At 68.1% G+C, this 12,262-nt stretch carries 10 protein-coding genes; 4 read left to right on the forward strand and 6 right to left on the reverse strand.

Going from position 1 to position 12,262, the window contains the following annotated elements; genetic code table 11:
* The first annotated feature begins 138 nt into the window (after positions 1-138).
* Both ACWDEW_RS36225 and ACWDEW_RS36230 read left to right on the forward strand, forming a co-directional pair.
* The gene (locus ACWDEW_RS36225) at positions 139-1,068 is read left to right on the forward strand and encodes a 5'-3' exonuclease (protein WP_450518717.1); all 930 of its coding nucleotides are present in this window, start codon (positions 139-141) and stop codon (positions 1,066-1,068) included.
* Positions 1,069-1,157: 89 nt separating this feature from the next.
* Positions 1,158-2,012 (forward strand): siderophore-interacting protein, encoded by an 855-nt coding sequence (locus tag ACWDEW_RS36230; RefSeq protein ID WP_450518667.1) that lies wholly within the window; start codon positions 1,158-1,160, stop codon positions 2,010-2,012.
* Between the two features lie 141 nt (positions 2,013-2,153).
* Here ACWDEW_RS36230 and ACWDEW_RS36235 read toward each other — a convergent pair whose 3' ends face one another.
* From ACWDEW_RS36235 to ACWDEW_RS36245, 3 genes are all read right to left on the reverse strand, one after another.
* On the reverse strand, positions 2,154-2,930 hold the full coding sequence (locus ACWDEW_RS36235; protein ID WP_450518669.1) for an ABC transporter permease: 777 nt from the start codon (positions 2,928-2,930) through the stop codon (positions 2,154-2,156).
* A complete protein-coding gene (locus tag ACWDEW_RS36240; RefSeq protein ID WP_450518671.1) occupies positions 2,927-3,952 on the reverse strand; it encodes an ATP-binding cassette domain-containing protein in 1,026 nt (341 codons plus the stop codon). The genes ACWDEW_RS36235 and ACWDEW_RS36240 overlap by 4 nt, the downstream gene beginning before the upstream one ends.
* A gap of 182 nt (positions 3,953-4,134) precedes the next feature.
* Complete coding sequence (locus tag ACWDEW_RS36245; protein WP_235029231.1) at positions 4,135-4,755, reverse strand: PadR family transcriptional regulator; 621 nt, start codon at positions 4,753-4,755, stop codon at positions 4,135-4,137.
* Positions 4,756-4,988: 233 nt separating this feature from the next.
* On the opposite strand from ACWDEW_RS36245, the gene ACWDEW_RS36250 reads away from it, so the two are divergent.
* Positions 4,989-6,512, forward strand: coding sequence for an amino acid permease (locus ACWDEW_RS36250; protein WP_450518674.1), 1,524 nt, complete (start codon positions 4,989-4,991; stop codon positions 6,510-6,512).
* 69 nt (positions 6,513-6,581) lie between these two features.
* Here ACWDEW_RS36250 and ACWDEW_RS36255 read toward each other — a convergent pair whose 3' ends face one another.
* Together ACWDEW_RS36255 and ACWDEW_RS36260 are read right to left on the reverse strand one after the other, a co-directional pair.
* Complete coding sequence (locus tag ACWDEW_RS36255) at positions 6,582-7,943, reverse strand: cytochrome P450 (protein ID WP_450518675.1); 1,362 nt, start codon at positions 7,941-7,943, stop codon at positions 6,582-6,584.
* 75 nt (positions 7,944-8,018) lie between these two features.
* Positions 8,019-9,059, reverse strand: a complete 1,041-nt coding sequence (locus tag ACWDEW_RS36260; protein ID WP_450518719.1) for a terpene synthase family protein — start codon at positions 9,057-9,059, stop codon at positions 8,019-8,021.
* 747 nt (positions 9,060-9,806) lie between these two features.
* On the opposite strand from ACWDEW_RS36260, the gene ACWDEW_RS36265 reads away from it, so the two are divergent.
* Positions 9,807-10,751: an RluA family pseudouridine synthase gene (locus tag ACWDEW_RS36265; protein ID WP_450518677.1), complete on the forward strand. Its 945-nt coding sequence runs from the start codon at positions 9,807-9,809 to the stop codon at positions 10,749-10,751.
* 18 nt (positions 10,752-10,769) lie between these two features.
* On the opposite strand, the gene ACWDEW_RS36270 is transcribed toward ACWDEW_RS36265, so the two are convergent.
* Complete coding sequence (locus tag ACWDEW_RS36270) at positions 10,770-12,251, reverse strand: cytochrome P450 (protein WP_450518679.1); 1,482 nt, start codon at positions 12,249-12,251, stop codon at positions 10,770-10,772.
* Between the last annotated feature and the right edge of the window lie 11 nt (positions 12,252-12,262).

The raw sequence follows: 12,262 nt of genomic DNA on the forward strand, positions 1-12,262 counted from the left end.
CTCAACCGGCAGCGCTCCGAAGCCGCGCCTGCCCCTGCTTTCCGGGCGCAAACACAGGAGTGGCCCAGCTCACCCACCAGCCGCCTTCGCCCCTCCGGGGGAAACGGGGAGGTGGTCCTCGCGCCGTCGTGCGGCATGATGCGTGACGTGACCGGACGACTGATGCTCCTCGACACCGCCTCGCTCTACTTCCGCGCCTACTTCGGCGTCCCGGAGTCCGTGAAGGCACCGGACGGAACGCCGGTGAACGCCGTGCGCGGGCTGCTCGAATTCATCGACCGCCTGGTCAAGGACCACCGCCCCGACCAGCTGGTCGCCTGCATGGACGCGGACTGGCGGCCCCAGTGGCGGGTCGACCTGATCCCCACCTACAAGGCGCACCGCGTCGCCGAGGTGCGCGAGAGCGGCCCGGACGAGGAGGAGGTGCCGGACACCCTCTCCCCGCAGGTGCCGATCATCGAGGCCGTCCTCGACGCGGTCGGCATCGCGCGCGTGGGCGTCGAACCGTACGAGGCGGACGACGTGATCGGCACGTTCACCGCGCACGCCAAGGGTCCGGTCGACATCGTCACCGGCGACCGCGACCTGTACCAGCTCGTCGACGACGCCCGTGGCGTCCGCGTCCTGTATCCGATCAAGGGCGTCGGCTCGCTCCAGCTCACCGACGAGGCGTTCCTGCGCGAGAAGTACGGTGTCGACGGCCGCGGTTACGTGGATCTGGCGCTGCTGCGCGGCGACCCCAGCGACGGTCTGCCGGGGGTGCCCGGGATCGGTGAGAAGACGGCGGCCAAGCTCCTCGCCGAGTTCGGTGACGTCGCCGGGATCATGGCGGCGATCGACGACCCGAAGTCCAAGCTCACCCCTTCGCAGCGCAAGCGCCTCGACGAGGCACGACCGTATGTCGCGGTCGCGCCCAAGGTCGTACGGGTCGCGGACGACGTACCGCTGCCCGATGTCGACCCCACACTGCCGCGCGCTCCGCGTGATCCGGAGCTGGTGGGCGCACTGGCGGAACGCTGGGGACTGGGCGGATCATTGCAGCGACTGCTGACCACGCTGGGCGCGTAAGCAATGTTCTTGCCCTCTCTTTCTTGCCTTTCACAGAGAATGTAGTGCTAACTTAGGTAAGCCTAAGCATGGGAATTCGGGAGGCCGTCATGGCAGAACGTCCGGCACGGAAGCCGCGTAAGCCCCACTCCGCGCAGGTCGTCCGCACCGAACGGCTGACCCCCCACATGCAGCGCGTGGTGCTCGGTGGCGAGGGTCTGGCCGACTTCTCCGCGGACAGTTGCACCGACCACTACGTGAAGCTGCTGTTCCCGGCCGGGGGCGCGACCTACCCCGAGCCCTTCGACGTGGAGCGCATCCGCGCGGAGTTCCCGCGCGAGCAGTGGCCGGTGACCCGGACCTACACCGTGCGCGCCTGGGACCCCGAACACCTCGAACTCACCCTGGACTTCGTGATCCACGGCGACGAGGGCCTCGCCGGCCCGTGGGCCACCCGCGTCCAGCCCGGTGAGACCGTCCACTTCATGGGCCCCGGCGGCGCCTACGCCCCCGACACCGACGCCGACTGGCATCTGCTCGCCGGGGACGAGAGCGCGCTGCCCGCGATCGCCCGGGCGCTGGAGTCGCTGCCCGAGGGCGCTACGGCACACGCCTTCGTGGAGATCTCCGGGCCCGAGGAGGAGCAGAAGATCGACTCGGACATCGAGGTCGTCTGGCTGCACCGCGGGGACCGCCCCGTCGGCGAGGCACTCGTCGAGGCCGTACGGGCCCTGGAGTTCCCGGAGGGCCGCGTGCACGCGTTCGTGCACGGCGAGGCGGCCTTCGTGAAGGACCTGCGGGCCCTGCTGCGGGTCGAGTCGGCGATCCCGCGCGAGGACCTGTCGATCTCCGGCTACTGGCGGCTCGGCCACAACGAGGACGGCTGGCAGGCCTCCAAGCGGGAGTGGAACGCGAAGATCGAGGCGGAGCAGGAAGGTGTGACGGGGGCCAGCGCGGCCGCGTAGGCGCGCGCTGGGGGTGCCACGACGGATCGTTGGCGTGTGCGGCGCCGTCGTGGCTGGTCGCGCCCACGCGGCGGAGCCGCATAGAGACACAACCCCGCGCCCCTTCAGGAGCGCCCCTTCGGGGCGCTCCCTTCCGGGGCTCTACACCGACCGTTGGTACGACCTGAACGTACGTATCGACAGCCACACCGCCACGACCGCCAAGCCCAGCAGCGCGCCGCCCCGGCTGAGCACGTCACCCCAGTCGGGGTGCTCGGACATCGCCGAACGGCCGGCCACCATCGCCCAGTTGAGCGGGTTGAAGTCGGCTATGTGCCGCATCCACGAGGGCATCTGCGAGGGCGCCATGAAGGCGCTGGACAGGAAGGTCAGCGGCAGCAGCAGGAAGGTGTTGATGCCGATGATGGACTCCCGCTCCTGCACCAGCATCCCGAGGGCGTTGGAGAGCGCCCCGAATATCGTGCCGAGCAGCACCGAGGCGATGACCAGGATCGCGATGCCGCCGACGCCGCCCGGGTAGTCGGCGCCGCCGAGCAGTCCGAGCAGCACGATGACCACCGACTGGAACGCGGTCACCAGGCCGTTGTTGACGACATTTCCGTTCATCAGCGCGGCCCGGCTGACCGGTGTGGTCAGGAAGCGGTTGAGGGTGCCGCGCTGGATCTCCTCCAATGTGCCCATGCCCGCCCACATGTTGGAGCTGAGCGCGCTCATCACGACCACACCGGGGACGAGGTAGTCCAGGTACGAGGTGGTGCCGAAGCCGCCGAGTTCGACGACCTTCTTGAAGAGGTTGCCGAAGAGGAACAGCCAGATCACCGGCTGGATGAGGGTGATGACCGCGAAGGCGGGCTGTCGTGCGAACACCCTGAGTTGGCGCTGCGTCATGTACCAGGTCTGGGAGACGGCGGTGCTCATCGCGCACCTCCGGCGACGGCGGCGAGGGCAGGCTGCTCGGCGCTGTCCGCGTCGGCCTCGGAGTAGCGGCGGCCGGCGTAGCGGAGGTAGACGTCGTCGAGCGAGGGGCGGGCGACGGTCGCGGCGGCGACCCCGACGCCGACGCGCTCGAACGCCGCCAGCAGGACGGGCATCGCGGCCGCTCCGTCGTCGGCGCGGGCACTGACCCGGCGTCCGTCGACCAGTACCTCGTGGACGCCGGGCAGTCCGACGAGGGCGCTCCTGAGCAGCGTACGACCGGCGTCGCCGACCGCTTCGCGCAGCTCCAAGTGGACGGCGTCGCCCCGGAGTTCGCCCTTGAGGGAGTCGGGGGTGCCCTCGACGACGACCCGGCCGCGGTCGACGATCGCGATGCGCTCGGCAAGCCGGTCGGCCTCTTCGAGATAGTGCGTGGTGAGCAGGATGGTCAGCCCCTCCTCCCCGGCGAGCCGGCCGATCTCGTCCCACATCGCGGTGCGGGCCTCGGGGTCGAGGCCGGTGGTGGGCTCGTCGAGGAAGAGCACCTCGGGCCGGTGCACCAGGCCGAGTGCCACGTCCAGTCGGCGACGCATTCCGCCGGAGTAGCCCTTGACCGGGCGCCCGGCGGCATCCGCGAGGGTGAAGCGGTCGAGGAGTTCGTCCACCCGCCGCGCGAGGGCGGCGCCCCTCAAGCCGTAGAGCCTGCCCTGGAGTTGGAGGTTCTCGCGGCCGGTCGCCGTCGGGTCGGCGCCCGAGTTCTGGGCGACCACGCCGATCGCGCGGCGCACCCGGTCCGGGTGGCGCAGCACGTCGTGTCCCGCGACGGTGGCCGTGCCGGAGTCGGGGCGGGCCAGGGTGGTGAGGATCTTGACGGTGGTGGACTTGCCGGCGCCGTTCGGCCCGAGGAGGCCGAAGACGGTGCCGGGTTCGACGGTGACGTCCATGCCGTTGAGGGCGGTGACGTCGCCGGGATAGGTCTTGATCAGTTGGTGTGCCGCTACTGCGGGCGCACGGGTACTGCCCATGACAGCTCTCCATGAATGAGCGGATGTGAGTGGTGAAAGGTCACGACTGATCCGCGTGCAGAGCGCCGGGCTATCCTGGGTGTGCCGCACCTCGATTGCCTGGCTTGCCGCACGGCGGGTCGGTCTCGGGGTTCGTGACCCCGGCAGGGCTGCTGCAACAGCCCGGTCGGGGTCAGTCTTCGCTAGGTGAACTCCGGTGGCTGCTCCCCCGTTTCGTGGAAGTGGCGCCAGCCTTCGACGCCGAGCATGGAGCCCTCTCTGAGCTCCTTCAGCAGGCCGCGGACCCACTCGGTCTGCGCCTCGGTCATGTGCAGCTGGTACTCGACCTCGACGAGGAAGAGGCGGGGCACCGACTCGTAGAGCTTCTCCAGCGCTCCGCGCTCGCCGGCCGCCTGCACCTCCAGGTTCTTCACCCGCTCCTCCAGCAGCGTCACCGCCTCGTCGGGGTGCAGGGCGCCCAGCAGCGAGAGGGCCGTCTCGAAGATGGGGAACTCCTTGACCGGGCGGGCCAGCAGCTCCGACAGCCACTCGGTCATCTCCTCGCGCCCGGCGCCGGTCAGGCCGTAGACCGTGCGCTCGGGGCGGTTGCCCTTGCGCTCTATGTCGGCGACCTCGACGAAGCCGTGCTTCTCCAGGTTCTGCACGACCGTATAGAGCGAGCCGTAGTTGATCTTCGTGCTGGTGTCCTTGCCCTGGCGGCGCAGGGTCTGGGCGATCTCGTACGGATGCATGGGGCCCTGACAGAGGGTCACCAGCACGGCGAGTGCCAGCGGGTTGCTGAGCTTGCGACGCTTCGCAGCCACGGGACCACCACCTCCCAGCCTTCCCTCGGGCACGCCTCGTATCCGAATACTCGTGATCGAACATATCGCGAGTCGCCACGGAACGTCAATACACGATGTATCGCGATTTTGCACCGAGGGCAAGAGCGTGAGGACTTGGGCCCGCCTTCGACACGGCCGCGTGACGCGTCCGAAACAGGCCGTCCCTAATTTCTGTCACCCGACAGGAATTCGCGCCGAAGGCAGGTGCCGCCGTGGCCACAACCACCCCCTCCGACGTACGCCCCGATCCGCCCCACTCTCCCGACGACGGCTCCCTCGCCGAGTTCGGCTACCGCCAGGAACTGCATCGCAGCCTCGGCCGGTACGCGTCGTTCGCGGCCGGGTTCTCCTTCATCTCCGTACTGACGACCGTCTTCCAGTTCTTCGCCTTCGGCTACGCGTTCGGCGGCCCGGTCTTCTTCTGGGCCTGGCCGATCGTGCTGGCCGGACAACTCCTGGTCGCCGCCTGCTTCGCGGAACTGGCCGCGCGCTACCCGATCTCGGGCGCGATCTACCAGTGGTCGTCGCGCCTCTCCAACGCGACCTTCGGCTGGTTCGCCGGCTGGATCATGGTGATCGGCCAGATCGTGGTCGTAGCAGCGGCGGCGCTCGCGCTCCAGATGGTGCTGCCGGCGATCTGGTCCGGCTTCCAACTGGTGGGCGGCGATCCCGCCCCCACCTCACCGGACGGCGCGGCCAACGCGGCGGTCCTGGGCGTGATCCTGCTGATCCTGACCACTCTGGTGAACATCCTCGACAACCGCGTGATGTCGGTGATCAACCGGGTCGGAGTGACGGCGGAGATCATCGGCGCGATCCTGATCGTCGTCCTCCTGCTCACCCACTCGAAGCGCACCCCCAGCATCACCTTCCACACCGGCGGCAGCCTGGAGGGCGGTCTGCTCGGCGCGCTGCTGGTCGGCTCGTTCACGGCGGCCTACGTGATGATCGGCTTCGACAGCGCGGGCGAGATGAGCGAGGAGACCCACAACCCCCGCCGCACCGCGCCCCGTACGATCCTCACCGCGCTCGGCGCGGCAGGCCTGCTCGGCGGCCTCATCATCCTCGGCGGCCTGCTCGCCGCGCCCAGCCTGACCGACGGCCACCTGGGCGTCGACGGCCTCAGCTACGTCCTGACGAGCCGCCTCGGCGACGGCGTCGGCAAGGCCCTGCTGGCCGACGTGGTGGTGGCGATCGCGGTGGCGACCCTGGCCATCCAGACGGCGGCCTGCCGCATGCTCTTCTCCATGGCCCGCGACGGCCAACTCCCGTTCTCCGCCCGCCTGTCCAAGGTCAACCCCCGCACGGGCATGCCAAGCGCCCCGGCCATCGTCGTAGGCGTCCTGGCGGCAGCCCTGCTCCTCCTCAACTTCGCCTCCCCCGACGCCTTCCTCGCCATCGGCACCACCTGCATCGTGATGCTGTACCTGGCGTACGCGATGGTCACGGGACCACTGCTGATCCGCCGCCTGCGCGGCGAGTTCACGACGGACGGCACGGACGAGACGGGCGCCCGGCTGTTCTCGCTCGGCAGGTGGGGGGTGCCGGTCAACGCCCTGGCGCTGCTCTACGGCCTGGTCATGACCGTCAACCTGGCGTGGCCGCGGGCCGCGGTGTACGACCCGGCGGGTGGGCACTGGTACTTCCAGTGGTTCACGGTTTTGTTCTTGGGGGGCACGGTGGGGGTCGGGGTGCTGTACCGGCTGACGGGCCGCCGAGTCACCGACCGTTCATGACCGCACCGCACAGGACCGCTCAGGCCCACCGGCAGAGCTGCCGGTGGGCCTGACGGGTCGAGAACCGCCTCACACGGTGGCTGTGCTGCCGGTCCGGATTCCCTGAAGACATTCCACTCGGGCCCGGACCCCGTGCGGGGTCAGGGTCATCCGGGGTTCGACATGCGGCAGTTGATCGTCGGCACTCGAGAACCGCCATTGGGCCACGATCGTGGACAGGGCGAGGGTCGCCAAGGTCATCGCATAGTTGTCGCCGATGCACTTGCGCGCACCTCCGCCGAACGGGATGAAAGTGCCGCGCATGTGGTGCTGATCCGGAAGCCACCGGTCGGGATCGAAGCAGTCGGGGCGCGGATTGAATCGCGCATCATGATGGATGAGGTACGGGCTGTAGATGAGGGTGGTCCCGGCGGGGATCACGGCGTCCGCCAGCCGGGCTTCCGTGGTGGTCGTCCGGGTCAGGATCCATCCGGGAGGGTAGAGGCGCAGCGTCTCGGTGATGACCCGGCGTGCCAGGTCGAGCCGGGGAAGATCGTCCCAAGTGGCGGTTCGGGTGCCGAGAACCTTCACCGTCTCGGTGCGCAGTCGCTCTTGGACATCGGGGTTCTGGCACAGGAGATGCAGCGCCCAGGTGAGTGCCACCGCGGTGGATTCGATGCCAGCGACGAGCAGGGTCATGATCTGGGCGTGGATCTCGGCGTCACCGAGGAGTTCTCCCGCGTCGTCCTGCGTTTTGAGGAGCATCGACAGGACATCGCCGTGGGACTCGTCGTCCTGTCGGTACATGCTGATGGTCTTGCTGACCTCGGCCCACGCGCGATTACGAGCCCGCTCGTAGCGCAAGTTCGGGGGTATCGGTAGACGGCTGAGCCAAGGTGGGAAGACAGCTTGCTGGTAGATACCTCGAAAGATATCCGGCAGACATTCCTTGACGGTGTCCACGGCCGGTCCTGCGGATTCAGCCGTAAACAGTGTCTGAGCAATGGTGTCACTCGCGAAAGTGTACATCTGCTCGGCTACGTCGAAATCCTGTCCGTCACTCCAGCCGATCGCGAGCGTGTCGATTTGCTGGGTCATGATGGCGGCATATTCACGCAGGCAAGTGCGAGAAAAGGCCGGTTGCAAGCTCCGTCGCTGTCGTCGATGGACGCTGTGGGGACACGAAGCAAGACCGTTCCCAAGCGCATTCCCGATCCGTTCGATGATGGGTCCGCCCTTGTCGTACAGGCGGTCATGGAGGAGAACCTCCTGGACCAGCTCGGGCCGGCAGGCCACAACGGCCTTCTGCGGACCTAACCGTATCTGGACCAAATCACCGTGGGCGGGAAGGGTTTTCAGGAAACGTAGCGGGTCACGGAGCAGCGGAAACAAATGCCCGACGACCGGCAGTGCTCCTGGAGCCTGTGCAAGGCCTTCAAGGTCCTTTGCCATGGCGTGTTCGCCCTCCTTCAGTTGGGAGCCACGTTGAGGCTGACGTTGCGGCAGACAGAGGGTGCCCCTTGCTGGTCATCCGCAACTGTGCGCGGACGCGTGATCCCGGCTCGGGAGCATCTCCTGCAGGTGAGCATGCTGTTGATCCGACTCGCCCGAGGTGACGGGTATCTTGTAGCGCGTGGTGTTCCCGTACCAGTGCAGACATCCGTTCGTCCACTGTCGCATTCCGGCAGTGACCTTCAGGATCTCTTCACGGGTACCGGTCGGCACTCCACGGCTTTTCAGGAAGGGCCGGAGCTGCTTCTCGGCGGCCAGGAAGTCGACGATTCGCTCCTGAACCTTGGCAACGGCCGAGTCGATGGCTTCCCGTAGTGAGATTCCGTCGGCATGCTGCATGACGATCACGACGTTGTGGAAATCTCCACGTATGTCGTCCAGGTGAATCGAATGCAGGTCGTTCTGCCAGGCGACCACATCGCTCGCGGCTTCGACGATCTCCCTGAACAGGCCTGTCTCGTAGATGTTTTCGGGCACCTCCGCGCGCTGGCTGAGTTCGACCAGATCGAAGCCGAACTCCATACCCACCGAAAGTCGCCTGGTCCGGGTGAAACTGTCGATCCCGGGGGGAGTGCCGCGGAACCGGTTCTCGGATTCCTCGGTGAATCCCTGGAAGAACAGGTCAAGGTGTCGGTTCAGCCGGCGGTGAAGCGTCGGTGAAAGCCTTTCACCGGTACGGATGGACAGCTCCGTCAGCGCCTTCGTGAAAGGAGTTCGCTCCTGCGCGGAGGCAGGGTCCTTTCCGATGTTGATGATGTCCATCAGGCGTCGGTGGACCGGAGCCCAGGTTTCCGGATCGTCGTAGGCCTTTAACGTGTGCAGGTCATCCAGGATAAAAGTGAAGAAAAGCCATTCCGCGCAAAGGCAGAGATCACGGAACGAGGCTTCCGGATAGGTCCAGGCAACAAATTTCCCGTAGCCTGCTTCCAGCCGCTCCCGGCCACCCTGTGTCTCTTTCAGCCCGAGGCTCTCTCCGAGTTCGCGGACATATTGTTCGATCCGCTGGCTGTACGGACTTACGGTCGGGGGGCTGGGCTCCGCATACGTCGGGATCATGGTGAGCACGGGTCCTCCATATCTGTGGCGCCTGGGTCGGTCGAGGCGATACGGCATGGCACAGGTTGCCCGCTCCCGCGGCGAGAAGCCGAGGAGTTGGTGGACGATCGGTACTTCACGGCGACGGACGAGGACGTCTCCGTCTGCGCTGTTGGCGTGCCCGCTCACGGGCGTGCCCCAAGTGGGCCGAAGCAGAGACGACCGCGGTGGGCGAGGGCAGAACGAGTGGTGCCACAGGATCCCCCTTCCGCGATGGCGCGAGTAGGACGCGCCGACTTCAGCGGTGCAGCTTCTATCAGATCGCAGTTCGGTCCAGACCGGAAGTGGACGTCGTTGATTCAGACATGAACGTGTTGCGCGCACATTTGGACGGTTGCGCGATCAGTATGCGCACGCCCCTTCGGGACTTCGCGAGTGCCCCTGGCGATTGCCGAGATGGTCATATGCCGCGGACGAATTCACACGGCGGGCAGTGTATTGGAACAGCCGTCGGTCCTAATCTCCCCGCACGCAGGCGTGCAGGTGCATATCGTGCCCCGCGTCCGGATGCAGAGGTCCGAGGCGGTGGAAGCCGATCTTGTCGAGAGCCCAGCGAGTCACGGTCGCCGTCGCACTCGGGGCGACGCCTCGCCCCAGGGCCGACCGCGCGTTCCGACATGCGAGTTCGGCGCGCACGATGCGCCGCGCGTCCTGCTCTCCGACAGCTCGTGCCCCCGCTGTCAGCGCCCCCTCGTACCCTTGATCCCGATGAGACGCAGAAGCCCGATCCCTCCTTCCCCCCTGCCGCAGCGCGACGGAGTCGACGCGGTGCGGGTGAAACTGCCGCAGGGAGCGGCGTGGGCGACCGTACGTGATCATCTGGTGGAGCGGCTCGCGGCCGGGGCGGGGGTGATCGACGGGATGCTGGACGCAGGACTGATCGTGGACGCCGACGGGCGTGCCGTGCCGCGTGCCATGGCGTACGTTCCGGGCATGTTCGTGTGGTTCCACCGGGAGCTGCCGTCCGAGGTACCGGTGCCCTTCGCACTGGACGTCGTGTACCGCGACGAGCACATCGTCGTCGCCGACAAGCCGCACTTCCTGGCCACCACACCGCGCGGCAGCCATGTCACGGAGACCGCGCTCGCGCGGCTGCGCCGGGAGCTGGAGCTGCCCGCGCTGGGCGCCGCCCACCGATTGGACCGGCTCACCGCCGGGCTGGTCCTGTTCACCGTGCGCCCCGCGGAGCGCGGCAGCTACCAGGCACTGTTCCGCGACCGGCGCATCGCCAAGGAGTACGAGGCCGTCGCCCGGTACGACCCGGCACTCGCCCTGCCGCGCACCGTACGCAGTCGGATCGTGAAGGAGCGCGGGGTCATGGCGGCGCGCGAGGTCGAGGGCGAGCCCAATGCCGTCACCGACGTGGAGCTGCTGGAGCGGCGGGACGACGGGCTGGCCCGCTATCGGCTGCGTCCCCGCACCGGGCAGACGCATCAACTGCGAGTGCACATGACGGCATTGGGGGTGCCGATCGTCGGCGACCCCCTCTATCCCGTGGTGACCGGCCCCGTGGCGGCCGGTGACTTCCGGCGCCCGCTCCAACTGCTGGCGCGGGTCCTGGAGTTCACCGATCCGGTCACGGGGCACCAGCACCGGTTCGCCAGCCCGCGTGTACTGCGGGCCTGGTCGTCGTACGAGGAGTGGGCCGGGTAGCCCGGCTGCCCCGGTCGGTTACTCGCCGCGCCACCAACGCAGCAGGCGCTGCAACACGCCCGGCCGGCGGCCCGGTTCGGGCATCGCCGTCGGCGTCGGAGCGGCGGGCTCCGGCGCAGTGGAGGACTGCGGCTGCGGCTGCGGCCGTGATGTGCCGACCTGCCAGTTGTCCGGGCGCTGCAACGGCACCGGTCGGACGGAGGGCCGGTGTGTGACGTCCTGCTGGGGCTTCGGCGCGAACTTCACCGGCAGTTCCACCAGGTGTCGGTTCGAGATCGACTCCCTCCAGCGCAACTCGTCCTCCTCGCAGGCGAGTTGGACGTCCTGGAGGCGGGTCAGCAGCGCGTCGACGCCCACGTCGGCGATGGCGCGGCCGATGTCCTGACCCGGGCACTCGTGCGGGCCGCCGCTGAAGGCGAGGTGGGAGCGGTTGCCCTGCATGTTGGCGGTGAGGTCGGGGCGCACACGTGGGTCGACGTTGCCCGGCGCGATGCCCAGGATGAGGCCGTCACCCTTGCGGATGCGCTGGCCGCCCAGCTCGGTCTCCTGCTTGGCGACGTAGGGGAGGATGGCGCTGAACGGTGGCTCGTCCCACAGGGACTGCTCGACCGCCTGGGGCACCGTCATCTGGCCACCGTTGAGCCGGGCGCGGAACCCCGGGTTGGTGAGTACCACGCGCAGTACGTTGGCGAGCAGGTTGGCGGTGGCCTCGTACGAGACGATCATGACGACGCGCAGGTGCTGGCCGACCTCCTCGTCGGTCAGCCCCGCAGGGTGGTTGATCAGGTGGCTGGTGAAGTCGTCCTTGGGCTCGGCCCGGCGGCGGACGGTGAGCCGCATCAGGACGTCCATGATGTACGCGTTGCTGGCGATGGCGGTCTCGCTGCCCTTGAGCATGTCGCGGGCGGCCTGCACGATCCGGTCGTTGTACTCGTCCGGCATGCCGAGGATCTCGCACAGCACCGCCATCGGCAGATGTTCCGCGAACTGACTGACCAGGTCGGCCCTGCCCTCCTCACAGAACTTGTTGACGAGGTGCTGGGTCGCACGGTTGATGTAGCGGCGGATGCCTCGGTGGTCGATGGTCGACATGGCACCGGTGACCGCGTCGCGCAGCCGCAGGTGCTCGTCGCCCTCGGCATGGCAGCAGATGGGTTGCCAGGCGACGATCGGCATGAGCGGGTTGTCCGACTTGACCGTACCGTCCTGCAAGGGGGCCCACACCCGGGTGTCACGGGTGTACTGCGAGGGGGTGCGCAGCATGTGCATGTTCTCGCCGTGACCGAGCACCACCCAGATCGGCACGTCGTCGTGGAGCAGAGCGGGTGCCACCACACCGTGCTCGGCGCGGAGTTTCTCGTACAGGGCTCCCAGGTCCTGCGCCTCGGGGCCGTACAGCCGGTGCAGTCCCCCGGGGCCGGTGCCGTGCGCGGGGCAGCCGGGAGGCGGGCCGAGCGTGGGGTCGTCCGTACCGGTCGGGGAGTGTCGTTCAGGCGTCACGGTGGTCGCTC

The organism is Streptomyces sp. NPDC001100, assembly GCF_053598575.1.